The 22,752-nt window shown below is 64.2% G+C and carries 25 protein-coding genes; 14 read left to right on the top strand and 11 right to left on the bottom strand.

Annotated elements, in window-relative coordinates; translation table 11 throughout:
* Window positions 1-11: 11 nt before the first annotated feature.
* Both E8E75_RS09985 and E8E75_RS09990 read left to right on the top strand, forming a co-directional pair.
* On the top strand, window positions 12-335 hold the full coding sequence (locus tag E8E75_RS09985; protein WP_120653596.1) for a DUF3392 domain-containing protein: 324 nt from the start codon (window positions 12-14) through the stop codon (window positions 333-335).
* A 39-nt stretch (window positions 336-374) separates the two neighbouring features.
* Window positions 375-629 (top strand): hypothetical protein, encoded by a 255-nt coding sequence (locus E8E75_RS09990; RefSeq protein ID WP_120653597.1) that lies wholly within the window; start codon window positions 375-377, stop codon window positions 627-629.
* A 211-nt stretch (window positions 630-840) separates the two neighbouring features.
* Here E8E75_RS09990 and E8E75_RS09995 read toward each other — a convergent pair whose 3' ends face one another.
* From E8E75_RS09995 to E8E75_RS10015, 5 genes are all read right to left on the bottom strand, one after another.
* Window positions 841-2,184: a DUF1329 domain-containing protein gene (locus tag E8E75_RS09995; protein WP_120655304.1), complete on the bottom strand. Its 1,344-nt coding sequence runs from the start codon at window positions 2,182-2,184 to the stop codon at window positions 841-843.
* Window positions 2,185-2,338: 154 nt separating this feature from the next.
* Window positions 2,339-3,058 (bottom strand): tRNA (guanosine(46)-N7)-methyltransferase TrmB, encoded by a 720-nt coding sequence (gene trmB / locus E8E75_RS10000; protein WP_153918716.1) that lies wholly within the window; start codon window positions 3,056-3,058, stop codon window positions 2,339-2,341.
* 169 nt (window positions 3,059-3,227) lie between these two features.
* The gene (locus tag E8E75_RS10005; protein WP_077524138.1) at window positions 3,228-4,022 is read right to left on the bottom strand and encodes a thiazole synthase; all 795 of its coding nucleotides are present in this window, start codon (window positions 4,020-4,022) and stop codon (window positions 3,228-3,230) included.
* Window positions 4,023-4,111: 89 nt separating this feature from the next.
* Window positions 4,112-4,312 (bottom strand): sulfur carrier protein ThiS, encoded by a 201-nt coding sequence (gene thiS, locus E8E75_RS10010; RefSeq protein ID WP_120653599.1) that lies wholly within the window; start codon window positions 4,310-4,312, stop codon window positions 4,112-4,114.
* Window positions 4,313-4,418: 106 nt separating this feature from the next.
* A complete protein-coding gene (locus tag E8E75_RS10015) occupies window positions 4,419-4,796 on the bottom strand; it encodes a DUF423 domain-containing protein (protein ID WP_120653600.1) in 378 nt (125 codons plus the stop codon).
* 66 nt (window positions 4,797-4,862) lie between these two features.
* On the opposite strand from E8E75_RS10015, the gene mtgA reads away from it, so the two are divergent.
* Window positions 4,863-5,555, top strand: coding sequence for a monofunctional biosynthetic peptidoglycan transglycosylase (gene mtgA / locus E8E75_RS10020; RefSeq protein ID WP_120653601.1), 693 nt, complete (start codon window positions 4,863-4,865; stop codon window positions 5,553-5,555).
* Between the two features lie 128 nt (window positions 5,556-5,683).
* Here mtgA and E8E75_RS10025 read toward each other — a convergent pair whose 3' ends face one another.
* From E8E75_RS10025 to ftsY, 5 genes are all read right to left on the bottom strand, one after another.
* Window positions 5,684-6,286: a hypothetical protein gene (locus E8E75_RS10025; RefSeq protein ID WP_120653602.1), complete on the bottom strand. Its 603-nt coding sequence runs from the start codon at window positions 6,284-6,286 to the stop codon at window positions 5,684-5,686.
* A gap of 60 nt (window positions 6,287-6,346) precedes the next feature.
* Window positions 6,347-7,201 carry an RNA polymerase sigma factor RpoH gene (gene rpoH, locus E8E75_RS10030; RefSeq protein ID WP_120653603.1) on the bottom strand — a complete coding sequence of 285 codons (855 nt, stop codon included), beginning with the start codon at window positions 7,199-7,201 and terminating at the stop codon, window positions 6,347-6,349.
* A gap of 113 nt (window positions 7,202-7,314) precedes the next feature.
* Entirely contained in the window at window positions 7,315-8,334 is a 1,020-nt protein-coding gene (gene ftsX / locus E8E75_RS10035; RefSeq protein WP_153918714.1) for a permease-like cell division protein FtsX, read from the bottom strand.
* Window positions 8,334-9,002 carry a cell division ATP-binding protein FtsE gene (ftsE, locus tag E8E75_RS10040; protein WP_069081568.1) on the bottom strand — a complete coding sequence of 223 codons (669 nt, stop codon included), beginning with the start codon at window positions 9,000-9,002 and terminating at the stop codon, window positions 8,334-8,336. Before ftsE ends, ftsX begins: the two co-directional genes overlap by 1 nt.
* Window positions 8,999-10,420 (bottom strand): signal recognition particle-docking protein FtsY, encoded by a 1,422-nt coding sequence (gene ftsY, locus E8E75_RS10045; RefSeq protein ID WP_280358646.1) that lies wholly within the window; start codon window positions 10,418-10,420, stop codon window positions 8,999-9,001. The genes ftsE and ftsY overlap by 4 nt, the downstream gene beginning before the upstream one ends.
* Before the next feature lie 143 nt (window positions 10,421-10,563).
* Between ftsY and E8E75_RS10050 the strand changes: the two genes are divergently transcribed.
* The 4 genes from E8E75_RS10050 to E8E75_RS10065 are packed head-to-tail and all read left to right on the top strand — an operon-like array spanning window position 10,564 to window position 15,041.
* Complete coding sequence (locus tag E8E75_RS10050) at window positions 10,564-11,919, top strand: pitrilysin family protein (RefSeq protein ID WP_120653606.1); 1,356 nt, start codon at window positions 10,564-10,566, stop codon at window positions 11,917-11,919.
* Window positions 11,912-13,399 carry a pitrilysin family protein gene (locus E8E75_RS10055; RefSeq protein WP_120653607.1) on the top strand — a complete coding sequence of 496 codons (1,488 nt, stop codon included), beginning with the start codon at window positions 11,912-11,914 and terminating at the stop codon, window positions 13,397-13,399. Before E8E75_RS10050 ends, E8E75_RS10055 begins: the two co-directional genes overlap by 8 nt.
* Window positions 13,399-14,016 carry a 16S rRNA (guanine(966)-N(2))-methyltransferase RsmD gene (rsmD, locus tag E8E75_RS10060; protein ID WP_120653608.1) on the top strand — a complete coding sequence of 206 codons (618 nt, stop codon included), beginning with the start codon at window positions 13,399-13,401 and terminating at the stop codon, window positions 14,014-14,016. Before E8E75_RS10055 ends, rsmD begins: the two co-directional genes overlap by 1 nt.
* A 14-nt stretch (window positions 14,017-14,030) precedes the next feature.
* Complete coding sequence (locus E8E75_RS10065) at window positions 14,031-15,041, top strand: hydrolase (protein ID WP_153918710.1); 1,011 nt, start codon at window positions 14,031-14,033, stop codon at window positions 15,039-15,041.
* A gap of 42 nt (window positions 15,042-15,083) precedes the next feature.
* Here the strand turns inward: E8E75_RS10065 and E8E75_RS10070 are convergent, their stop codons facing one another.
* On the bottom strand, window positions 15,084-15,749 hold the full coding sequence (locus E8E75_RS10070) for a TetR/AcrR family transcriptional regulator (protein WP_120653610.1): 666 nt from the start codon (window positions 15,747-15,749) through the stop codon (window positions 15,084-15,086).
* 259 nt (window positions 15,750-16,008) lie between these two features.
* On the opposite strand from E8E75_RS10070, the gene E8E75_RS10075 reads away from it, so the two are divergent.
* The 7 genes from E8E75_RS10075 (at window position 16,009) to ggt (ending at window position 22,703) form a co-directional block, all read left to right on the top strand.
* Window positions 16,009-17,439: a coniferyl aldehyde dehydrogenase gene (locus E8E75_RS10075; protein WP_153918708.1), complete on the top strand. Its 1,431-nt coding sequence runs from the start codon at window positions 16,009-16,011 to the stop codon at window positions 17,437-17,439.
* A gap of 28 nt (window positions 17,440-17,467) precedes the next feature.
* Window positions 17,468-18,013 (top strand): twin-arginine translocation pathway signal protein, encoded by a 546-nt coding sequence (locus E8E75_RS10080; RefSeq protein ID WP_120653612.1) that lies wholly within the window; start codon window positions 17,468-17,470, stop codon window positions 18,011-18,013.
* A 40-nt stretch (window positions 18,014-18,053) separates the two neighbouring features.
* The gene (locus tag E8E75_RS10085; RefSeq protein WP_153918705.1) at window positions 18,054-19,649 is read left to right on the top strand and encodes a GMC family oxidoreductase; all 1,596 of its coding nucleotides are present in this window, start codon (window positions 18,054-18,056) and stop codon (window positions 19,647-19,649) included.
* Window positions 19,650-19,674: 25 nt separating this feature from the next.
* Complete coding sequence (locus E8E75_RS10090) at window positions 19,675-20,058, top strand: phosphopantetheine adenylyltransferase (protein ID WP_153918703.1); 384 nt, start codon at window positions 19,675-19,677, stop codon at window positions 20,056-20,058.
* A gap of 76 nt (window positions 20,059-20,134) precedes the next feature.
* Window positions 20,135-20,614 (top strand): pantetheine-phosphate adenylyltransferase, encoded by a 480-nt coding sequence (coaD, locus tag E8E75_RS10095; protein WP_028629060.1) that lies wholly within the window; start codon window positions 20,135-20,137, stop codon window positions 20,612-20,614.
* Between the two features lie 130 nt (window positions 20,615-20,744).
* Window positions 20,745-20,996, top strand: coding sequence for a YfhL family 4Fe-4S dicluster ferredoxin (locus E8E75_RS10100; protein ID WP_028629061.1), 252 nt, complete (start codon window positions 20,745-20,747; stop codon window positions 20,994-20,996).
* Between the two features lie 3 nt (window positions 20,997-20,999).
* The gene (gene ggt / locus E8E75_RS10105; RefSeq protein ID WP_153918701.1) at window positions 21,000-22,703 is read left to right on the top strand and encodes a gamma-glutamyltransferase; all 1,704 of its coding nucleotides are present in this window, start codon (window positions 21,000-21,002) and stop codon (window positions 22,701-22,703) included.
* Window positions 22,704-22,752: the final 49 nt, after the last annotated feature.

Raw genomic sequence — 22,752 nt, forward strand, 5'->3', positions numbered from 1 at the left:
GGACCCTCTGGATGGAAGTCGTACTGGACCTGATCGCCACCCTCTCGCGCTGGAGCCGCGGCCACCTGCACGATATTGCCCTGGCCATAATGGCCACCGTCCTGGTGCTGTTCGGGCCCGCCCTGAACGCCTGGGTGCAGCAGCGCATCGGTAGCCTCAACTTCCTGTTCCGCACCCTGCTCTTCGTACTGCTCTGCGCGGTGGGCTACGGACTGGCGATGATCTACCTGACGCCCTGGCTGGCCAAAGGTCTGGGCTACTTCAACAACTACACCCTGGCGCCCGTCCTGCTACTAGTCTTCTTCGTGATCGGTGTGATCGCCGATCGCAACTAGGATCGGCGGCTCCCGGCCGCCACCGCCGGGAGCACGCCCATGAAACCGATCAAGCACCTCTATCTGCACTTCCAGGACGGCCAACGCCTGGCCTTGCGCTTTCCCCAGCAAACCGCCAACCCGGTAGAAATCGCCCGGGGACTGCGTATCCAGCTGGAATCTCCCTTCCTCAGCATCGAAGTGGATGGCGACCTGCTGCTGATCCCGCGGGAAAGCATCAAGTACATGCAGATAAGCCCCGCACCGCCGACTCTGCCCGAGGCGACGCTGACTGGCGCGGAACTCATCAATTAGCGCGGCCTTCCGGATAGGGTGGACCACGCTTCACCGCTCGGGTTTGAAAGCGCTCAGCGGATGGATGTGAAAAGCGAAATCCACCCTGCGAAACGACGGAACCTGCGGTGTGGACGGTAAGGTGCGCCTCCCGCGCACAGCGCCCCTACGAAACACCCGCCCATTAAAAAGCCGCCCCGAGGGGCGGCTGGGATGGCCAGGCAGGCCGGAATCAGTTGCCTTCGCGCCGTAGCGCCTGGGGCGTGAAGTCCCTCGGGCTGAGCGGGGCGTTGAAATCATACATGGGTTCGTTGTTGTCGAGACCGTCGACGAAGTAACGGTCACCCACGAAATCGTAGATGGTTTCCAACGTACTGCCGAACATCGGCACATCGTAGTAGCTGATCGGGTGGCTTTCCTGCATGCCGCTCAAGCGCCCGTCCTTGTCGTAGAGATCTACAGCGAGAATCTGCCAGCTGTCCTCATCCAGGTAGAAACGACGCTTGGCGTAGGGATGGGTGAAGCCCTTGCGCAGGGTCGCTTCCACCACCCAGACGCGATGCTGCTCGTAGCGCAGCAGGTCGGGGTTCACGTAGCTGGACTTGAGGATCTGCTCGTAGGGAATGCCCTTCTGATGCACGGCGTAGCTGTTGTAGGGCACCAGCATTTCCTGCTTGCCCAGTAGCTGCCACTCGTAGCGGTCCGGCGCACCGTTATAGGAGTCCACTACGTCAGCCGTGGCCAGGCCATTGGTGTCGGGCTGCAGAGTGTCGTACGCCAGCATCGGCAAACGCCGGACACGACGCTCACCACGGTTGAACCGCCAGGCCTTGCGGATCGACAGCACCTGGTCGAGGGTTTCCTGTACCACCAGCGCCGAACCCGACAGCTTGGCCGGGGCGACGACGCGGTACTTGTAGAAGAACAGGGTGTTCTCCAGGTTCCCCGGAGTCATGCCGTCGCGGCCATAGACGAAGTAGATGTCCCGTTCCAGCTTCAGCAGGTTGTAGCTGCCATTGGCCAGGACTGCTGCCTGGTTGGTAGTGAAGTGAATCTGCTCACCGCGATAGCGCAGGATGTGGTTCCAGATGGCTTCCAGGCCGCTTGCCGGCATCGGGAAGGGAACACCCGCAGCCACGCCCTCGACACCGTTGCCGCCAGCGATCAGCGAACCGTTCACGGCATTGAAGCGGGTGGCGTCATAGATGCGCTGTGGCGCCGCGGCGCTGCGATGGGTCGGGAAGACCCGCAGCTTGTATTCCGGGTGCTCCTGCAGCAGGGCCTTGTATCCCGGCGTCAGGATCTGCTCGTACTGAGCGAGGTTCTTGCCGTCTATGACGAAGCGCGGGGCTTCACCGGCGTAGGGGTCAGGGTGATGCATGCCCGGCTGGTAGCCGGCCGGCGGGGTGGCAAGACCGCCATCCCAGGCCGGGATGGTGCCCGCGGTATTGCCGGCACGTTCGCCGCCAAGGGGGGTGAGGTCCTGCCCGAGACGGGCGGCCTGGGTAGCGTCGACCTTGGCCTGGGCTTGCAGGGCGCAGCCAGCCAGGAGCAGATATCCGAATGTTCTCAACAACACAGCCTTCTCCTCACGACGTAATAGGCATTACGTCGCTCTTATTCTTATGCCGCCCGCTCAATGAGCAGACGTTGCTATCGTCGGATCAGGTGAGGTGCCGGGTTGTCCCGGTCTAGTCAGGTGCGCCGGTGCGCCGCTGAGCGGCGCCCGGTCAATCGATGCGTTGGAACTTGAGGTCCCAGACGCCATGGCCGAGGCGCTCGCCGCGGCGCTCGAACTTGGTGATCGGGCGCTCTTCCGGGCGCGGCACGTAGCGGCCGTCCTCGGCCAGGTTGCGGTAACCCGGTGCGACGCTCATCACCTCCAGCATGTGCTCGGCGTAGTGCTCCCAGTCGGTGGCCATGTGCAGGACGCCGCCAACCTTGAGCTTCTGCCGCACCAGCTCGGCGAACGCCGGCTGCACGATCCGCCGCTTGTGGTGACGGGACTTGTGCCAGGGGTCAGGGAAGAACAACAGCACGCGGTCCAGGCTCGCATCTGCAACACAGTCACGCAGCACCTCAAGGGCATCGCAGCTGTACACGCGGATGTTGGAGAGCCCCTGGGTCATGGCGCCATTCAACAGGGCGCCGACGCCGGGACGGTGCACTTCGACACCGATGAAGTCCTGCTCCGGCGCGGCAGCGGCCATCTCCAGGGTGGCATGGCCCATGCCGAAACCGATCTCGAAGGTGCGCGGCGCACTGCGACCGAACAGGGCATCGAAGTCCTGCGGGCCGTCGGCCAGCTCCAGGCCGAACTTCGGCCAGCCCTGGTCGAGGCCGCGCTGTTGACCTTCGGTCATGCGCCCGGCACGCATCACGAAACTCTTGATGGTGCGGTGATGGCGCGTTTCGTCGGCGGCGGCCGGCGAGCCCTGTTCTTCAATCATCTTGCGAAAACCTTTCAGTGGAACTCAGCAGAATCTGTTCACGATCTTGCGAGTAAAAGACATGCCAGGCAAAAACAGGCGAGGAAGCGGATTTTACAGCTGTAAATGAGCATTCCGAGCCTGTTCTTAGCGCCCCATGGCCAACACGCAGCTGATCGTGACCAGTTTCTCAGCGGATCAGACCATCCAGCGGCGAAGACGCGCTGGCGTAGAGCTTGCGCGGCATACGCCCGGCCAGGTAGGCGAGGCGGCCGGCAACGATGGCGTGTTTCATGGCCTCGGCCATCATCACGGGGTTCTGCGCATGGGCGATGGCGGTGTTCATCAACACGGCTTCGCAGCCCAGTTCCATGGCGATAGTGGCGTCGGAAGCGGTGCCCACACCGGCGTCGACCAGCACCGGAACCTTGGCTTCTTCGAGGATGATGCGCAGGTTCCAGGGGTTGCAGATGCCCATACCCGAGCCAATCAGACCGGCCAGGGGCATCACGGCGATGCAGCCCATCTCGGCCAATTGGCGGGCGATGATGGGATCGTCGCTCGTGTAGACCATGACGTCGAAGCCGTCCTTGACCAGTTGCTCGGCGGCCTTGAGGGTTTCGACGACGTTGGGGAAGAGGGTTTTCTGGTCAGCCAGGACTTCCAGCTTGACCAGGTTGTGGCCATCCAGCAGCTCGCGAGCCAGGCGGCAGGTGCGCACGGCTTCTTCGGCGTTATAGCAACCGGCGGTGTTCGGCAGGATGGTGTACTTGTCCGGGGAAATCACGTCCAGCAGGTTCGGTTCGCCCGGGTTCTGGCCGATGTTGGTACGGCGCACGGCCACAGTGACGATCTCGGCGCCGGAGGCCTCGATGGCTACACGGGTTTCTTCGAGGTCCTTGTACTTGCCGGTGCCCACCAGCAGACGCGATTCATAGGTGCGGCCCGCGAGGGTAAAGGGCTTGTCGATCGGCGTTTGGCTCATGCTGGACTCCTGGCGGGCAGAGGGAATTGCTTGATACGCGGAACAGGTGCTGCGGATGGCGTGGCTGGGCAGGTTGGAAACCCACTCTACTAGCCGCCGCCTATGGCTTGGACCACCTCGACGCGATCGCCTTCGCACAGGGCGGTGGCGGCGTGCTGGCTTCGCGGCACGATATCGAGATTGAGCTCGACCGCAACGCGGCGGCCGGCCAGGTCCAGGCGGGAAATGAGGTCCGCGACGGTCTGGCCGTCGGGTAACTCGAAGGATTCGCCGTTCAACTGAATGCGCATGACGGATCAGTCACAACTGGAAAGGGGACGGCATTCTAGCCCGATAGGCGCGCGGCACCAAGGCAAAAGGACGCCATTCGTCCCGCAATTTGACGCCACGGTCAAGTTAGCGATTCGCAAGATTCCAGGCCGAGAGCCCCAGGCATAGCCAACCGGCGAGGAAGGCCAGACCGCCGAAGGGCGTGATGATGCCAAGCTTGCCGACACCGCTGAGGGTCAGCAGGTAGAGGCTTCCGGAGAACAGCAGGATACCGAGGGCGAAGAAGCCACCGGCCAGGTTCACCAGGCGGCCAGGGGCATGCAGCGCCAGCAGGGCCACGCCGAACAGAGCCAGGGCATGGATCAGCTGGTAGTGGGTGCCTGTCTGGAACACCGCCAGGTACTCGGGCGTCAGCCTGCTTTTCAGGCCGTGGGCGGCAAAAGCCCCCAGGGCCACCCCGGTAAAACCGGCGAATGCGGAAAGCAGCAGGAACAGGCGAGCCATGGGGACTCCAGACAGAGGGAAGACGGCCGCTATAATGGCGCGCTAATTTCCCCGGGCCAAGCCAGAATGTTTCACACGATTCGCCGCAGTCTATTCAAATTGCTGCTCTGGTTCGCGGCGGCGTCCGTGCTGCTGGTGATTCTGTTTCGCTGGGTACCGCCGCCCGGCTCGATGCTGATGGTGGAGCGCAAGATCGAGTCGTGGATCGACGGCAAACCGATCGACGTCAAGCGTGATTGGGTGTCCTGGGATGAACTGCCGGATGACCTGAAGATCGCGGTGATCGCCGCCGAAGACCAGAAGTTTGCCGAACATTGGGGTTTCGATATCCCTGCTATCCGCAAGGCCTTCGCGCACAACGAGCGCGGCGGGTCGATCCGTGGCGCCAGCACCCTCAGCCAGCAGGTGGCGAAGAACGTATTCCTCTGGTCCGGCCGCAATTGGATCCGCAAGGGTCTGGAGGTCTGGTTTACCGGCCTTATCGAATTGTTCTGGCCGAAGCACCGCATCCTTGAGGTCTACCTGAACAGCGTCGAGTGGGGCAATGGCGTGTTCGGTGCCGAAGCCGCAGCGCGCCAGCACTTCGGTGTCCACGCCACACGCCTATCCCGCCAGCAGGCGGCCTTGCTGGCGGCGGTGCTGCCCAACCCGCGCAAATGGAGCCCTTCCCGGCCGAGCGGCTATGTCGCGACCCGCGCCGGCTGGATTCGCCGACAAATGAGCCAGCTCGGCGGTAGCAGCTACCTGCAACAGCTTTGATGACGGGGCATCGGCGTAGCCTGCGCCAGACCTGCGCGATGCCCAACATCTCCGCCGCCGTGCCTGCTTCGTTGGGCCTGGCTATACGCAGCCACAACTTGTAGAAGCGCTCGAGCTTCAAGCTCCGATCAGTGCTTCATCGCCTCGCGCGGAACCAGATGCAGGAGCTGCACATTGCCTTCCAGCAGATGCGCGCTGAGCCCCTGCTGTGGATAGATCCACGCCTCACCCTCACCGGTACGCAGGCGAAGCCGGGGAGGCCCAATGCTTGCGGCAAGCCGTGCGGCCGACACTTCGGCCATGGGCACCATGTTCAGCACCGATACCCGGTGCCCGCCCAGCTGTTCCAGCATCTCGCCACTCAGGGGCTGCTCATCAGTGCCTTTTCCGAGGGCCTTGGACAAGCTGTCCCGCTCGCCGTCGCTGAGCTCCAGCTCCCCTTCGAGGCGCCAGACGCCCTCTTCCCGCTCTTGCTTGGTGCGATAGACCAGACGCGGGCCTTCGTCGCGAGGCTGCAACCAAAGCTCCCCCGGTGCCAGTTCGGCTAGTTTCTCCAGAGGCAGGTCACCTTCAGCCATGGGCACGATCACCGACTCCTGCCAATCCACCAGCCAGGGCAGCGGTTCAGCGCGGTCGGACTGCTTGCTCATCCACAGCGCCAGGGAAAAGAACAGCACGGCGACCGAGGCGAACAGCAGCCAATGGCTGGTACGCAGGGATGGCATGGTCATGGCGGTTTTCTCCAGGCAGAAAAAAGCCGCACCGAAGTGCGGCTTTTCCGGGTTTTAGCGTCACGCCTGAATGAAGCCCTTGAGCTTGTTCATGGCGTTCTTCTCCAACTGGCGAATACGCTCGGCGGAGACGTTGTACTTGGCCGCCAGATCGTGCAGCGTCGATTTCTCTTCTGCCAGCCAGCGCTGGTAGAGGATGTCGCGGCTACGCTCATCCAGGCCATCCAGCGCTTCGTGGAGGTTGGCGGTGGAGCTGTCGCTCCAGTCCGCATCTTCCAGCTGACGCGCCGGGTCGTAGCGGTGGTCTTCCAGGTAATGCGCCGGAGCCTGGAAGGCAGCGTCGTCGTCAGCATCTGCCGCCGGGTCGAACGCCATGTCCTGACCGGTCAGCCGGCTTTCCATCTCGCGCACTTCATGGGGCTCGACGCCAAGGGTGTTGGCCACCGCATGGACTTCATCGTTGTTCAGCCAGGTCAGACGCTTCTTCTGGCTACGCAGGTTGAAGAACAACTTACGCTGCGCCTTGGTGGTGGCGACCTTGACGATTCGCCAGTTGCGCAGGATGAACTCATGGATCTCGGCCTTGATCCAATGCACAGCGAAAGACACCAGGCGCACACCCATTTCGGGGTTGAAGCGCTTGACGGCCTTCATCAGGCCGACGTTGCCTTCCTGGATGAGGTCGGCCTGGGCCAGACCGTAGCCGGAATAACTCTTGGCGATGTGTACGACGAAGCGCAGGTGCGCCAACACCATTTGCCGTGCCGCTTCCAGATCTTGTTCATAGAAGAGGCGTTCGGCCAGTTCGCGCTCCTGCTCGACAGTCAGCAGCGGGATGCCGTTGACCGCATGCACGTATGCCTCCAGGTTCGCACCGGGGGCAAGGGCATAGACAGGTTGCAGGGAAGTGGTCATGCGAATCCTCCGATTCACTAAAGCTCGCGCAGTGTAGCACTGGCCTATATGACTGCAAGGGGGTGTAAAAGTTTCCTTACACCCCTCGCAACACCCACAGAAAACGATGGGTTCTAACGCGGCGCCAGCTCACTGAGATGACGGGCCACGGCCAGCCAGGCGCCAATGTAACCCAGCAGGACAGCGCCCAGAAGCAGGGATAGACCATCGGCTAGTGGTACGCCCACCAGGGCGAAGTCGCTGCCGTAGAGACCGGCCAGACGCACCACGGAATCGTTCAGCCAGTCCAGGCCGTAGGCCAGCACCAGCCAGGCCAGCAGGCCCGCACCAGTGCCGTAGAGCGCGCCCATATAAAGGAAGGGACGGCGCACGTAGCTATCGGTCCCGCCCACTAGCTTGATCACCTCGATCTCGGTGCGGCGGTTCTCGATATGCAGACGAATGGTATTACCGATGACCAGCAGCAAGGCCAGGATCAGCAATACCGCCAGGCCGAAGACGAAACGCTCCCCCAGCTTGAGGATCGCCGACAGGCGCTCGACCCAGACCAGGTCCAGCTGCGCCTGCTCGATGCCGGACATTTCCGACAAGCGTTGACGCAGTGCTTCCAGAGCAGCCTTGTCGACTTCCTTGGGCGTCACCAGGATCACACCGGGCAGCGGGTTCTGCGGCAGTTCCTTAAGGGCCTCGCCCAGGCCGGACTGCTGCTGCAGCTCGGCCAGCGCCTGCTCGCGGCTGATCCACTCTGCCTCGGCAACATCCGGCATGCCGGCAATTTCGTCTCGCAGCTTCTGCCCCTGGGACTCGCTGGCATCCATTTTCATGAACAGAGAAATCTGCGCCGCGCGCTGCCAGGACCCACCCAGTCGCTCAACGTTGCTGAGCAGCAGGGACAGCCCCATAGGCAGGCTAAGGGCGATAGCCATCACCAGGCAGGTAAAGAAACTACCAACCGGCTGGCGACCCAGGCGACGCAGGCTGTCCATCAGGCTGGCGCGGTGGCTTTCCAGCCAGGCATGCAGCAGGGTTCTGAAATCCGGGCCGTCGTCGCCTTTCTCCGGCGAATCAACATGCCGGGGCGAGGCCCCTACTCGTTCGGCGGGCTTCGGCGGCGGCATCTGCTTGGCGCTCATCAGACTGCCTCCCCGTCGCCGATCAGGCGGCCGCGTTGCAGGGTGAGCAGACGGTGGCGCATGCGCGCGATCAGCGCCAGATCGTGACTGGCGATCAGCACTGTGGTGCCCAAGCGATTGATGTCCTCGAATACGCCCATGATCTCGGCGGCTAGGCGCGGGTCCAGGTTACCGGTGGGTTCGTCCGCCAGCAGCAGGGCCGGGCGGTGAACGACGGCGCGAGCAATGCCTACTCGCTGCTGCTGACCGGTGGAAAGGTCGGCCGGGTAGAGCTCGGCCTTGTCCGCCAGGGACACGCGTTCCAGCGCCACACTCACCCGCTTGGCGATCTCCGCCTTGGACAGGCCGTGGATCTGCAGCGGCAACGCGACGTTGTCGAACACACTGCGGTCGAACAGCAACTGGTGATTCTGGAACACGACACCAATCTGGCGGCGCAGGAAAGGAATCTGCGAGTTGGTGATGGTCGACAGGTCCTGCCCGGCCAGCAGCAGTTTGCCGGTGGTAGGACGCTCCATTGCCAGCAGCAGACGCAATAGGGTGCTCTTGCCGGCGCCGGAGTGACCGGTGACGAAGAGGAACTCGCCGCGGCGAACGCGGAAGCTCAGTTCGTGCAGGCCAACGTGGCCATTTGGATAGCGTTTGCCGACCTGCTCGAATCGAATCATGCGGACTCCCGCTCAGCGAAGAGGGCCTTCACGAAGGCGTCGGCTTCGAAGGTACGCAGGTCGTCGATGCCTTCGCCCACGCCGATGTAACGGATCGGCAGGCTGAACTGCTTGGCCAGGGCGAAGATCACCCCACCCTTGGCGGTGCCGTCCAGTTTGGTCAGTGCCAGGCCGGACAGGCTGACCGCCTGGTGGAACTGCTTGGCCTGGTTGATGGCGTTCTGCCCGGTACCGGCATCCAGCACCAACAGCACTTCGTGGGGAGCGGTCTCGTCCAGCTTGCCGATCACGCGGCGCACCTTCTTCAGCTCCTCCATCAGGTTGTCCTTGGTGTGCAGGCGACCGGCGGTGTCGGCGATCAACACATCGACACCCCGGGCCTTGGCAGCCTGCACGGCATCGAAGATGACCGAAGCGGAGTCGGCGCCAGTGTGCTGAGCGATTACGGCGATGTTGTTGCGCTCGCCCCAGATCTGCAATTGCTCCACCGCCGCGGCGCGGAAGGTGTCACCGGCGGCCAGCATGACTTTCTTGCCATCGAGCTGCAGCTTCTTGGCCAGCTTGCCGATGGTGGTGGTCTTGCCAACGCCGTTAACGCCGACCACGAGGATTACATAGGGTGAGCAGCCGCTGTCGATCTTCAGCGGCTGCTCGACCGGACGCAGCAGCGCCGCCAGCTCGTCCTGCAAGGCCTTGTAGAGAGCGTCGGCATCGGCCAGCTGCTTGCGCGCGACTTTCTGGGTCAGGCTCTGGACGATGGCGGTGGTGGCTTCCACACCGACATCAGCGGTCAGCAGGCGGGTCTCGATCTCATCCAGCAAGTCGTCGTCGATGGCTTTGCGGCCAAGGAACAGGCTGGCCATGCCTTCGCCGATACTGGCGCTGGTCTTTGACAGGCCCTGCTTGAGACGGGAGAAGAAGCTGGACTTGGCGGGCTCGGCCTGGACGGCGGGAACGGCGGTTGGCTCGACAACCAGAGCGGGGGCGACCACCGGAGTCGGTTGCTCGGCGACAGGTGCAGGTGCAGGTGCAGGTGCAGGTGCAGGTGCAGGTGCAGGTGCAGGTGCAGGTGCAGCAGGCTCGGCGACTACCGGCGCTTCGGCAATAACCGAAGCGGACGCTTCATTTACGACCGGGGCGGGGACCGGCGCGGGCACTTCGACGGGCGCGGGCGCTGACGCCGGGGCTTCGGTAACGATCGGAGCCGGCGCAGTTACCGGCTCAACGACCGGTTGCACGGCCGAAGCAACTTCAGTCGTGGGAGCAGGTGCGGCCGGCGCCTCGGCCTCGACAGGGGCCACCGGTTCCGCCGGAGCGACGGGAGCGGTTTCCTGGGGCTTTTTGCGCAGCCAGCCGAACAAGGATTTCTTTTCCCCGGCCTGGGCCGGAGCTTTCTTGTCGTCGTTGGAACCAAACATGAGTCGATTGCATCTCAAGGGAGCGGCCGTACTGGCTCTATGCCGGCCAGCTTCGCCGCCCCGGGAAAGGATGGGGTATCCTAGCACCTCTTCGCCCGCAGGCGGTACGACCGCCGGGGCCGTCCGACAGGTCAAGAACATCAATGAAAGCCATTGCCCGACAAGCCGCCGGCTTGCTGTACTGCGCTCTCTGTCTGCCCGTTTTGGCTATCGCTGCAGACAATCAGCCCACCCACGAGTTCACCCTGGACAACGGCCTCAAGGTCGTCGTCCGTGAAGACCATCGCGCGCCCGTAGTGGTGTCCCAGCTCTGGTACAAGGTCGGCTCGAGCTACGAAACATCTGGCCAGACCGGCCTCTCCCACGCCCTCGAGCACATGATGTTCAAGGGCAGCCGCAAGCTCGGCCCCGGTGAAGCCTCGCGCATCCTGCGAGAACTCGGCGCCGAAGAAAATGCCTTCACCAGCGACGACTACACCGCCTATTACCAGGTGCTGGCCCGCGACCGCCTAGGCGTCGCATTCGAGTTGGAAGCCGACCGCCTCGCCAGCCTCAAGCTGCCGCCGGAGGAGTTCACCCGCGAGATCGAAGTGATCAAGGAAGAGCGCCGTCTTCGCACAGACGACAAGCCCACTGCCAAGGCCTTCGAGCGCTTCAAAGCAATGGCCTATCCGGCAAGCGGCTACCACATCCCCACCATTGGCTGGATGGCCGACCTCAACCGCATGAAGGTCGAGGAACTGCGCCACTGGTACGAATCCTGGTACGTGCCGAACAACGCCACTCTGGTGGTGGTGGGCGATGTCACCCCGGATGAGGTCAGGGGCCTCGCCGAACGCTATTTCGCCAGCATTCCGAAGCGTGATGTGCCGCCCGCGAAGAAACCGCTGGAACTGGCCACCCCTGGGGAGCGTCGCCTCACGCTGCACGTGCGCACCCAGTTGCCGAGCCTGCTCATGGGCTTCAACGTGCCAGGCCTCGCCACCGCCAAGGACGCCCGCCAGGTCCATGCGCTGCGCCTGATCTCCACCCTGCTCGACGGTGGCTACAGTGCCCGTCTGGCCAGCCGGCTGGAACGCGGCGAAGAACTGGTCAGCGGCGCTTCCGCCTGGTATGACGGTTTCCCTCGTGGCGACAGCCTGTTCGTCATCAGCGCGACCCCCAACACGCAGAAGGGCAAGACCCTCGATCAGACCGAGGCCGGCATCTGGCGCCAGCTGGAAGACCTGAAGAACACACCTCCCAGTGCCGAAGAGCTGAAGCGCGTTCGGGCCCAGGCGATTGCCGACCTGGTCTACCAGCGCGACTCCATCACCAGCCAAGCCACCACCATCGGCCAACTGGAAACCGTAGGCCTTTCCTGGAAACTGATGGATCAGGACCTCGCAGCACTCGAGTCCGTGACCCCCGCCGATATCCAGGCCGCCGCCAAGACCTTCTTCACCCGCGACCGCCTTAGCGTCGCCCACATCCTGCCCGAGGAGGCTCGCAATGAGTGAGCGCAACGGCCTGCGTTACGGCCTGCTCGGCCTGGCCCTGATCGTCCTGCTCGGCGTGCTCGGCTTCATCGCCAATCGCCCGGAAACCACCGCCACCGCCGAAACCACCACCCCTGCACCGACCGAGGGGCTGCAATCGCTGGCAGAGCTGGGCAGCAAGGCGCCTAGCCGCCGCAGCCTGGACATCCAGAGCTGGACCACTGCCGAAGGGGCCAAGGTGCTCTTCGTCGCCGCTCCCGAGCTGCCGATGTTCGACCTGCGCCTGACCTTCGCTGCCGGCAGCAGCCAGGACGGCGCTACTTCCGGCCTGGCGACCCTGACCAACGCCATGCTCAACGAGGGCGTGAAAGGCAAGGATGTCACCGCCATCGCCGAGGGCTTCGAGAGCCTGGGCGCGGAGTTCGGCAACGGTGCCTATCGCGACATGGCTATCGCCAGCCTGCGCAGCCTCACCGCCCCCGAGCAGCGCACGCCGGCCCTGGAACTGTTCACCCAGGTAATCGGGGCGCCAACTTTCCCTGAAGACTCCCTGGCGCGAATCAAGAATCAGATGCTCGCTGGCTTCGAGTATCAGAAGCAGAACCCCGGCAAGCTCGCCGGCCTGGAGCTCTTCGAGAAACTCTACGGCCAGCATCCGTACGCGCACTCCAGCGAAGGCGACGCAAAGTCCGTCCCCGGCATTACCGTGGCCCAGATGCGTGCGTTCCACCAAAAGGCCTATGCCGCCGGCAATGTAGTGATCGCCCTGGTCGGCGACCTGTCCCGTGCCGACGCCGAAGCCATTGCCAACCAGGTATCCCGCGCACTGCCGAAGGGCCCGGCCCTGGCCAAACTGCCGGAGCCTGATGTACCCAAACCCGGCCTCAACCACATCGAGTTCCCGTCCAAGCAGACCCACCTGATGCTGGCCCAGCTGGGTATCGACCGGAACGACCCCGATTACGCCGCGCTCTACCTGGGCAACCAGATTCTCGGCGGTGGCGGCTTCGGCACCCGACTGATGGAAGAGGTGCGCGAGAAGCGCGGCCTGACCTACGGTGTCAGCTCCGGCTTTACCGCCATGCAGGTGCGCGGCCCGTTCATGATCGGCCTGCAGACCCGCGCCGAGATGAGCCAGGGCACCCTCAAGCTGATCCAGGACATCGTCCGCCAGTACCTGGCCGACGGCCCGACCCAGAAAGAACTGGATGATGCCAAGCGCGAGCTGGCGGGCAGCTTCCCACTGTCCACCGCGAGCAATGCCGACATCGTCGGCCAGCTGGGTGCCATCGGCTTCTACAACCTGCCGCTGACCTACCTGGAAGACTTCATGACCAAGGTCCAGGCACTCGATGTCGCCCAGGTGAAGGCCGCCATGGCCAAACATCTGAACCCCGACCAGTTCGTCATCGTCACCGCCGGTCCGACCGTTCCCCAAAAGGACCTGCCGCCGCCCACCGACAAGCCCGCCGAAATGCCCAGCGGCGTACCGGAGCACTGATGCGCAAGCCGACCCCCAGACCCGCCACGCCGAAACACGGCGGCCAGGGCCAACTCCGCATCATCGGCGGCGAATGGCGCTCGCGGCGCTTCGCCTTCCCCAATGGCCCCGGCCTGCGCCCCACTCCCGACCGGGTACGCGAGACGCTGTTCAACTGGCTTGCACCCTATATGGAAGGCGCGCGGGTGCTCGACCCCTTCGCAGGCAGCGGCGCGCTCTATCTGGAGGCACTGTCCCGGGGTGCCGTCGAGGGCCTGGCGCTGGACCTGAACCCCGACTCGGTAGCCGCCTTGCGCGGTCACCTGGAGACGTTGCGCTGCGGCAAGGGCCAACTGCTGCAGAGCGACGCACTGCGCTACCTGGACACGCAGTCGCCCAGCGTCTTCGACGTCGTTTTCCTCGACCCGCCCTTCAACAAAGACCTGCTGCAACCCGTCTGCGACCTCCTGGAGAGTCGCGGCTGGCTCGCCCCCCGAGCCTGGGTCTATACCGAAAGCGAGAACCCGCCCTCCGCGCTGGGTCTACCGGGTAACTGGCGCCTGCACCGCGAGAAGAAAGCCGGACAGGTGTATTACGCCCTGTGGCAACGCTCGGCCGGGGAAACCTCCGACGCCTGATCGACGGCACGCCGATGAATCAGTTCCATCCGCCAGCGGCCACCCGTGCCGGCTTCCAGCCGGCCTGGTGGTTGCCGGGGCCGCACCTGCAGACCTTGTGGTCGCCCTTTTGTCGCAAGCCACCCCGGCTTTCGCGACAGCGGGAGCGCCTGTGGCTGGAAGATGGAGATTTCCTCGATCTGGACTGGCACGGCCCCCACGAAGCCGACGCGCCACTGGTGCTGGCTCTGCATGGACTGACCGGCTCATCCAGCTCGCTGTATGTGCTTGGCCTGCAACAGGAGTTGGCCGCTCGTGGCTGGGCCAGCGTGGCCATCAACTGGCGTGGCTGTTCGGGCGAACCCAACCTGTTGCCCCGCGGCTACCACTCGGGCGTCAGCGAAGACCTGGCCACCACCGTCCAGCACCTGCGCGCCAGCCGTCCACTGGCGCCTCTCTATGCGGTGGGTTATTCGCTGGGCGGCAACGTGCTGCTCAAGTACCTCGGAGAAACGGGTGACGACTGCGGCCTGCAAGGCGCAGTGGCGGTCTCGGTACCTTATCGGCTGGACCAATGTGCCGACCGCATCGCCCTGGGATTCTCACGGGTCTACCAGGCACACTTCATGCGGGAGATGGTGGCCTACGTGAAGAACAAGCAGCGCCTGTTCGCCCACCAGGGCCAGGGCGAGCACCTGTCTACCCTGGAACGGCTCGGTTCACTGGAAAACATGCGTACCTTCTGGGACTTCGACGGCCGCATCACTGCGCCCTTGCATGGTTTCAGCGATGCCCACGACTACTACCGCCGGGCGTCCAGCCGCTACTACCTTGGTGGTGTACGCATTCCCACCCTGCTGATCCAGTCCGTCGACGACCCCTTCGTCTTTCGCCATAGCCTGCCAGAGGCCCATGAGCTTTCGGCCTCGACCCGCATGGAACTGCATGCGCGTGGCGGTCACGTGGGTTTCGTCGAAGGGTCTCCGCAGCAGCCCGCCTATTACCTGGAACGGCGAATTCCGGACTGGCTGGGAAGCTGCCGCTAGGGCTGCTCGCACGTCAGCCGCAAGCAACAGCTGGCTACAACACTAGTTCGGCACTACCTGATCCAACGGCACGTACAGCTTCTCGTATAGCGCCTTGACCGCAGGCTGTGCCTCGGGCGCAAGGTAGCCGCCTTCCAGCGCCAGAACCTGATAAATGCCCCGACGCAGCAGTTCCTGGCTGAGATCGCCGGCATCACCACGGGTGGTGCAGAGGAAGCGCACCCAGGAGGTAACGATGATCCAGCTGTTAAGGGTCAGTGCCTCGACCTGGGCGGGATTCATGCGCAAGATGCCGGCGCCGACGAAGCCGCGGTAGATGGCCTGGGCATGATCCAGACAGCGCTGAGCGAACAGGCGATAGCGCGAGGCAAGCTCGGCATCCGATTCCAGCAGGTGCTCCAGGTCCCGGTGCAGGAAGCGGAAATCCCACATGGCCGCCAGCAGCGACTCGAGGTAGAAGGTCTTGTCCTCCACCGTCACGGGCCGACCTTCCGGCAGGCGCAAGAAGCTATCCACCCTCGCCTCGTACAGTCCGAACAGCTCGGCGATGATCTCCTGCTTGTTGCGGAAGTGGTAATAGAGATTGCCCGGCGACATGCCCAGGTGAGCGGCGATGTGGTTCGTGGTGACGTTACGCTCGCCCTGGGTGTTGAACAGCCCTAGGCTCTCCAGAACGATTCGGTCGCGGGTCTTGGGTCGTGGGGACATCAGGTGGAAATTCCTGCAATCGATGGAACGCGGCGAGCGCTAAAGGTACACCGCAAGGCGCTCCGGAAACACCCGGTGTTACCGGGACCGGGCACGCCCAGCTTTTCGATGGGCTGCCGACGGACGGGCCACAGGGCAAGCTAATTTGACAGATTAGAGCAATTGCTCTAAAAATCCAGCGACATCACAAGAACAGAGCCTTACCGTGTCCGTACAGCGGATGCGAGTGGCTCGTCCGGAGCCGCCGAGGAGCAGCGCCATGGTCGCCGACATCGCTTACCTGCAACAGACTCAACAGCAGATCAGCCAGCTGGAGTCTCTCTTCCAGCGCCAGCGCGAAGCATTTCGCGCCAACCCCATGCCCAGCGCAGCGCAACGCATCCAGTGGCTGAAATCGCTGCGCGAGCTCCTGCTCACCGAGAAGGAAGCCCTGATCGCGGCCATTTCCCAGGACTTCAGCAATCGCGCGGCGGAAGAGACGCTGCTCGCAGAGATCATGCCCAGCCTCCATGGCATCCACTACGTCAGCAAGCGCATCCGCAAATGGATGAAGCCCTCCCGACGCAGCGTCGGCATGGCCTTCCAACCGGCGTCGGCCAAGGTGGTCTACCAGCCCCTGGGCGTCGTCGGCGTCATCGTGCCCTGGAACTATCCCCTGTACCTGGCCATCGGCCCGCTGGTCGGCGCCCTGGCGGCGGGCAACCGGGTAATGATCAAGATGAGCGAATCCACCCCGGCAACTGCCCAGTTGCTCCAGGACCTGCTGGCCCGCGTCTTCCCTGAAGACCTGGTTGCAGTGGTCCAGGGCGAGGCCGAGGTCGGGGTGGCGTTCTCCCGCCAGCCCTTCGACCACCTGCTGTTCACCGGTGCAACCAGCATCGGCAAGCACGTGATGCGCGCGGCCGCCGAGAACCTGACTCCGGTGACCCTGGAACTGGGCGGCAAGTCGCCAGCCATCGTCTCCGCAGACGTGCCCCTGGCCGACGCCGCCGAGCGCATCGCCTTCGGCAAGACCATGAATGCGGGCCAGACCTGCGTGGCCCCGGACTACGTGCTGGTACCGGAAGATCGCATCGACGGCTTCGTCGAGGCCTATCGTCTGGCCGTGAAGGGTTTCTACCCGCAGCTGACCGACAATCCCGACTACACCGCCATCATCAATGAACGCCAGTTGAGCCGCCTCAGGGGCTACCTGGTCGACGCCGAAGCCAAGGGCGCGCGCCTGGTCCCGCTGTTCCCGGAAGCCCAGGGACGCCGCCTGCCGCACACCGTCGTGCTGGGAGCCACCGATGAGATGAAGCTGATGCAGGAGGAGATCTTCGGCCCCCTGCTGCCGATCGTTCCTTATCGCGCCATCGACGATGCCTTCGCCTACATCAACGATCGTCCGCGCCCGCTGGCCCTTTACTACTTCGGCTACGGCAAGGCCGAACAGCAGCGCGTGCTGCACGAGACCCACTCTGGCGGCGTGTGCCTGAACGACACACTGCTCCATGTGGCTCAGGACGACATGCCGTTCGGCGGCATCGGTCCCTCCGGCATGGGTCACTATCACGGCCATGAAGGTTTCCTCACCTTCAGCAAGGCCAAGTCGGTGTTCATCAAGCAGCGTTTCAATGCCGCGAAGATGATCTATCCGCCCTACGGCAAGGCCATCCAGAAGCTGGTCTATAAACTTTTCGTCCGCTGAACCGGGCCTTCGCAGGCAGATAATAAAAATGAGCGAAACCACCCTCGAAGCGCCGGGGCTATCCCGGCGCAACCTGCTCAAGGTCGGCCTGCTCGGCTCGGCCTTTCTCGCCACCGCCGGTGTGACCGCAAGCCTCACCGGCTGCTCGGCCAGCGTTCCCGCAGGTGGCTTTGCCGTGCTCCGTGAGTCCGACCTGCCCTTCCTGCGCGCGCTGGTGCCAGTGATGCTGGACGGCGCCGTGCCGGCCCAAGGCATGCCGACGGCGGTGGATGGTGCCCTGCAAAGCCTGGATTACGCCCTGCATCGCCTGTCCCCGGAAATGCTCAAGCTGACCATGCAACTGTTCGATGTGCTCGCGCTACCGGTCACCCGTGGCCCGCTGACGGGCGTCTGGGGCAGTTGGGAGAAGGCCAGCGCCCAGCACGTCCATGACTTCCTCACGCGCTGGGAAAACAGCTCCATCGGCCTGTTGAAGATGGGCCACGCGTCCCTGCTGCAACTGGTGATGATGGCCTGGTACGGCAGGCCGGAGTCCTGGGCGCACTGCGGCTACCCCGGCCCGCCCAGCGTGTGATCCACGCCGATAACGACAAGAACTCGCTCGAGACCCTGACATGCCTGTACCCGATCTGTTCGCCGAAGGCCTTGCCCGCGGCTGGAAAACCCACAACGGCTCGCGCCTGGAGCAAGACCTGACGCTGGAGGCCGACGTCGCGATCGTCGGCAGCGGCGCCGGCGGAGGTACCACCGCGGAAATTCTCAGCGCGGCAGGCTTCAAGGTATTGCTGATCGAGGAAGGCCCGCTCAAGACCAGCTCCGACTTCAAGATGCAAGAGGCCGAGGCCTACCCGAGCCTGTACCAGGAAGGCATTGGCCGCATGACCAAGGATGGCGCCATCACCATCCTCCAGGGTCGCGCCGTGGGCGGCACCACCTTGGTGAACTGGACGTCCAGCTTCCGTACTCCGGACCTGACGCTGGAGCACTGGGCCAGCGAACACGGCGTAAAGGGCCTGTCGGTGGCCGAGATGGCGCCTTGGTTCGAGAAGATGGAGCAACGCCTTGGCGTCGCGCCCTGGGCAATTCCGCCAAACCCGAACAACGATGTGATCCGCCTCGGCTGCGAAAAACTCGGGCTGCACTGGAAGGTGATTCCACGCAACGTGCGCGGCTGCTGGAACCTCGGTTACTGCGGCATGGGCTGCCCGACCAACGCCAAGCAGTCGATGCTGGTCACCACCATTCCAGCCACCCTGGAGAAGGGCGGCGAGTTGCTCTATCTGGCCCGAGCGGAAAAGCTGCTGATCGAGGGAGACAAGGTCACCGGCATCGAATGCCTTGGCCTGGACGAGCGCTGCGTGGCACCCAATGGCCGCAAGATCACCGTCAAGGCGCGCCACTATGTGCTTTCCGGCGGTGGCATCAACACCCCGGGCCTGCTTCTGCGCTCCAACGCACCGGACCCGCACGGCCGCGTCGGAAAGCGCACATTCCTGCACGTTGTGAACTTCTCCGCGGCGCAGTTCGACCGGGTGATCAACCCCTTCTACGGCGCGCCGCAGTCGATCTACTCAGACCATTACCAGTGGGATGACGGCGCCACCGGACGCATGTCCTACAAGCTCGAAGTGCCGCCACTGCAACCGGCGCTCACCAGCACCCTCCTGGGTCGCTTTGGCGTCGACAACGCACTGCGCATGGAACAGCTACCGCACACCAACGTGATGCTTGCCCTGATGCGCGACGGTTTCCACCCGGACAGCGCCGAGGGCTCGGTGGTACTGCGCGGCGACGGCAGCCCGGTGCTCGACTACCGCATGACCGACTACACCTGGGACGGCATTCGCCGGGCATTCCACGTCATGGCCGAGATCCAGTTTGCCGCTGGCGCACGCGCCGTCCTCCCCATGCACAATGACGCCGACTACGTGAAGACTCTGGCCGAAGCCCGCAGCCTGATCGACAACCTGCCGCTGGAGCTCTACCGCGCCCGTCTTGGCAGCGCCCACGTGATGGGCGGCTGCGCCATGGGTGAGGACCCGAAGCTGGCAGTGACCGACAGCCAGGGCCGCCACCACCAGTTGGCCAACCTGTCGATCCACGACGGCTCGCTGTTCCCCACCAGCATCGGCGCCAATCCCCAGCTCTCGGTCTATGGCCTGACGGCGAAGCTGGCCAGCGCGCTGGCCGGGCGGATAGGCAAGGCGTGACGGGCTACCGCTCGAGGACAAAACCATGGACAAGCTCATCTCCGCGCTGCTGATCGTCGCCGGCATCATTCACCTGCTACCGATCAGCGGCCTGCTCGGGGCTGAACGACTCGCGGCGCTCTATGGCCTGTCGTTCAGCGAACCCAACCTGCTGCTCCTGATGCGCCACCGCGCGGTGCTCTTCGGGCTGCTCGGCGCGCTGCTCGTCTGGGCCGCCTTTCGTCCGTCGCTGCAACCGGCGGCCATGCTGGGCGGGCTGGTAAGCGTGTTGTCGTTCCTCCTGCTGGCCTGGCTCACGCCGGGCTACAACGCCGCGCTACGCAAGGTGGTGATCGCCGACTGGGTAGCCTTGGTCTGCCTGGCATTGGCCATCGTGATCTGGCTGGTGCGCCGGCCGGCTGCGACCTGATGAGCGCACTTCTTGGCCGCGGGGTTTCGCTGCGCTACCATCCGATTCCCTTTCGGTCCCCTGCCAGGACGTCGCGATGAACCGAGTGTTGTATCCGGGCACTTTCGACCCCATCACCAAGGGTCATGGCGATCTGATCGAACGCGCCTCGCGCCTGTTCGATACCGTGATCATCGCCGTTGCCGCGAGCCCGAAGAAGAATCCGCTGTTCAGCCTGGAGCAGCGTGTGGAGCTGGCGCGCGAAGTCACCAAACACCTGCCGAACGTCGAAGTGGTGGGCTTCTCCACCCTGCTGGCGCATTTCGTCAAGGAGCAGAACGCCAATGTCTTCCTGCGTGGCCTGCGCGCGGTATCCGACTTCGAGTACGAATTCCAACTGGCCAACATGAACCGCCAGTTGGCGCCGGATGTGGAGAGCATGTTCCTCACCCCGTCGGAACGGTATTCCTTCATCTCCTCCACCCTGGTACGTGAAATAGCGGCCCTGGGCGGCGATATCAGCAAGTTCGTCCATCCGGCCGTCGCGGCGGCATTGGCCGAGCGTTTCAAGCGCTGATACTGAAGGCTCGCCAGGGCCGGCCCTGAACCATGGCGATCGGCGCGTGCGCCGATCGCGGCAATCCGGCACAATTCCGCTATTTTCTGTTCAAGGCCGCCGCTGCCTGGCGACGGCAGGAGTTGTTCCCATGTCCCTCAAGATCACCGACGACTGCATCAATTGCGACGTCTGCGAACCCGAGTGCCCGAATGGCGCGATCTCCCAGGGCGAAGAGATCTACGTGATCGATCCCAACCTGTGCACCGAATGCGTCGGCCACTACGACGAACCCCAGTGCCAACAGGTCTGCCCCGTCGATTGCATTCCGCTCGACGAAACCCATGTCGAAAGCAAGGATGAGCTGATGCAGAAGTACCTGAAGCTCACCGGCAAGGCCTGACCCATGGGCCGCCCGGTACGCGGCTCCTATCGTGGCGCGTTGCTGGCGTCGCTGCTTCTGCTCGCGGGCATTTCCCAAGCTGCCGAGCCTGGCCGCGCGGCAGTCGCCACGCCGCATCCGTCAGCCACCGTGGCAGGCCTGGAAACCCTGGCCCAGGGCGGCAACGCCTTCGATGCCGCGGTGGCCATCAGCGCCGCCCTGGCAGTCGCCGAACCTTACGGTTCAGGCCTGGGCGGCGGTGGATTCTTCCTGCTCCGTCAGGGGGGCGAAAAACCCGCCTACCGCTTCCTCGATGCCCGCGAACGCGCGCCGCTGGCCGCGAACGCGCGCCTGTACGTCCGCGACGGAAAGGTCGATCCGGCCCTGTCCCTGGACGGCCCGCTGGCCGCCGCAATTCCCGGCCTGCCTGCCGCCCTCGTGGACCTCGCCAGCCGCTACGGCCGCCTGCCGCTGGCCGACAGCCTGACACCGGCCATCCGCCTGGCTCGCGACGGCATTTCGGTGGATCGCATCTACCGCGAACGCGCCTCCTGGCGGCTGTCGTCCATGCGCGACGACCGGGAGACGGCGCGCCTGTTCCTCGACCACAAGGGTGAAATCCCGGAGGAATTCAGCCTGCTGCGCCAGCCGGAGCTGGGCAACACCCTCGAGCGCATCGCCCGTTATGGCAAGGCCGGGTTCTATAGCGGCCCCACCGCGGAGAAGCTGGTGCAAGGTGTGAACGCCGCCGGCGGCATCTGGAGCCTGCGCGACCTGGCCGAATACCAGACCGTGGAACGCCAGCCGATTCGCTTCCGCCTTGCCGATGGCCGTGAGCTGATCGGCGCCCCGCCGCCCTCGGCCGGCGGCATCGCCCTGGCCCAGAGCCTGGCCATGCTGCAGGAACTGCCGTGGCGCAAGGCCGAGCGCGTACAGCGCACCCACTACGTGGTAGAGGTACTGCGCCGCGCGTACCGCGACCGTGGGCTGCTCGGCGATCCGGATTTCGTCGCGATTCCACAGGCCCGGCTGCTCGATGTCGGCTACCTGAAAGACCTCGCCAAAGGTATCGATGCCCGCCGTGCTACCCCGAGCAGCAGCCTGCCGCCATCACCGCCGTGGCGCGAGGGTGACCACACTACTCACTTCGCAGTCATCGACAAGGATGGCAACGCAGTGGCCGCCACCCTGTCCATCAACCTGCCCTTCGGCGCCGCCTTCACCGTGCCCGGCACCGGCGTGTTGCTGAACGACGAGATGGACGACTTCGCCGCGAACCCCGAAGGTGCCAACGCCTATGGACTCGCCGCCAGCCAGGCCAATGCTGTGGGTTCGGGAAAACGCCCACTGTCGTCCATGAGCCCGACCTTCATCGAGAGCGAAGAGGAGTTCGCCGCGTTCGGCACTCCAGGTGGCAGCCGGATTCCCAGCATGGTGCTGTTGTCGGTGCTGGAGTACCTGGACGGTCAGCCAGTGAACCGCTGGCCGGCGGTGGCGCGCTATCACCACCAGTACCTGCCGGACCAGATCGAGCACGAGCCCGGCGCCTTCAGCAGCAGCGAAATCGCCGAACTGCGCGCCCGCGGCTACAGCCTCAAGCCGCTGGAACGCAACTACGGCAATCAGCAGGTGCTGTTCTGGAACAAGGCCAAGGGCAACCTCGAAGCCGCCAGCGATCCGCGCGGGCTGGGCCTCTCTGAAATACTCGAAATCGAGCAGATCAAGTAGGAGCGAATTCATTCGCCCCTACTGTAGGTTGGCGCCGAGTCCGCGAGGC

Origin of the sequence: Pseudomonas sp. BN606 (genome assembly GCF_029873115.1) — a bacterium.
Classification (GTDB): Bacteria; Pseudomonadota; Gammaproteobacteria; order Pseudomonadales; family Pseudomonadaceae; genus Metapseudomonas.

What these genes read in the sequence shown, in the direction of transcription:
- E8E75_RS09985 (WP_120653596.1), top strand. Translation starts at nt 12, where the DNA reads ATGGAAGTCGTACTGGACCTGATCGCCACCCTCTCGCGCTGGAGCCGC.
- ftsX (WP_153918714.1), bottom strand. Translation starts at nt 8,334, where the DNA reads ATGAGCGCCAAGCAGATGCCGCCGCCGAAGCCCGCCGAACGAGTAGGG.
- trmB (WP_153918716.1), bottom strand. Translation starts at nt 3,058, where the DNA reads ATGATTGAAGAACAGGGCTCGCCGGCCGCCGCCGACGAAACGCGCCAT.
- ggt (WP_153918701.1), top strand. Translation starts at nt 21,000, where the DNA reads ATGGGCCGCCCGGTACGCGGCTCCTATCGTGGCGCGTTGCTGGCGTCG.
- rsmD (WP_120653608.1), top strand. Translation starts at nt 13,399, where the DNA reads ATGCGCAAGCCGACCCCCAGACCCGCCACGCCGAAACACGGCGGCCAG.
- E8E75_RS10015 (WP_120653600.1), bottom strand. Translation starts at nt 4,796, where the DNA reads ATGGCTCGCCTGTTCCTGCTGCTTTCCGCATTCGCCGGTTTTACCGGG.
- E8E75_RS10080 (WP_120653612.1), top strand. Translation starts at nt 17,468, where the DNA reads ATGAGCGAAACCACCCTCGAAGCGCCGGGGCTATCCCGGCGCAACCTG.
- E8E75_RS10070 (WP_120653610.1), bottom strand. Translation starts at nt 15,749, where the DNA reads ATGTCCCCACGACCCAAGACCCGCGACCGAATCGTTCTGGAGAGCCTA.
- E8E75_RS10075 (WP_153918708.1), top strand. Translation starts at nt 16,009, where the DNA reads ATGGTCGCCGACATCGCTTACCTGCAACAGACTCAACAGCAGATCAGC.
- thiS (WP_120653599.1), bottom strand. Translation starts at nt 4,312, where the DNA reads ATGCGCATTCAGTTGAACGGCGAATCCTTCGAGTTACCCGACGGCCAG.
- E8E75_RS10055 (WP_120653607.1), top strand. Translation starts at nt 11,912, where the DNA reads ATGAGTGAGCGCAACGGCCTGCGTTACGGCCTGCTCGGCCTGGCCCTG.
- E8E75_RS10090 (WP_153918703.1), top strand. Translation starts at nt 19,675, where the DNA reads ATGGACAAGCTCATCTCCGCGCTGCTGATCGTCGCCGGCATCATTCAC.
- E8E75_RS10085 (WP_153918705.1), top strand. Translation starts at nt 18,054, where the DNA reads ATGCCTGTACCCGATCTGTTCGCCGAAGGCCTTGCCCGCGGCTGGAAA.
- E8E75_RS10005 (WP_077524138.1), bottom strand. Translation starts at nt 4,022, where the DNA reads ATGAGCCAAACGCCGATCGACAAGCCCTTTACCCTCGCGGGCCGCACC.
- E8E75_RS10100 (WP_028629061.1), top strand. Translation starts at nt 20,745, where the DNA reads ATGTCCCTCAAGATCACCGACGACTGCATCAATTGCGACGTCTGCGAA.
- rpoH (WP_120653603.1), bottom strand. Translation starts at nt 7,201, where the DNA reads ATGACCACTTCCCTGCAACCTGTCTATGCCCTTGCCCCCGGTGCGAAC.
- coaD (WP_028629060.1), top strand. Translation starts at nt 20,135, where the DNA reads ATGAACCGAGTGTTGTATCCGGGCACTTTCGACCCCATCACCAAGGGT.
- E8E75_RS09990 (WP_120653597.1), top strand. Translation starts at nt 375, where the DNA reads ATGAAACCGATCAAGCACCTCTATCTGCACTTCCAGGACGGCCAACGC.
- E8E75_RS10065 (WP_153918710.1), top strand. Translation starts at nt 14,031, where the DNA reads ATGAATCAGTTCCATCCGCCAGCGGCCACCCGTGCCGGCTTCCAGCCG.
- E8E75_RS10050 (WP_120653606.1), top strand. Translation starts at nt 10,564, where the DNA reads ATGAAAGCCATTGCCCGACAAGCCGCCGGCTTGCTGTACTGCGCTCTC.
- mtgA (WP_120653601.1), top strand. Translation starts at nt 4,863, where the DNA reads ATGTTTCACACGATTCGCCGCAGTCTATTCAAATTGCTGCTCTGGTTC.
- E8E75_RS10025 (WP_120653602.1), bottom strand. Translation starts at nt 6,286, where the DNA reads ATGACCATGCCATCCCTGCGTACCAGCCATTGGCTGCTGTTCGCCTCG.
- ftsY (WP_280358646.1), bottom strand. Translation starts at nt 10,420, where the DNA reads ATGTTTGGTTCCAACGACGACAAGAAAGCTCCGGCCCAGGCCGGGGAA.
- ftsE (WP_069081568.1), bottom strand. Translation starts at nt 9,002, where the DNA reads ATGATTCGATTCGAGCAGGTCGGCAAACGCTATCCAAATGGCCACGTT.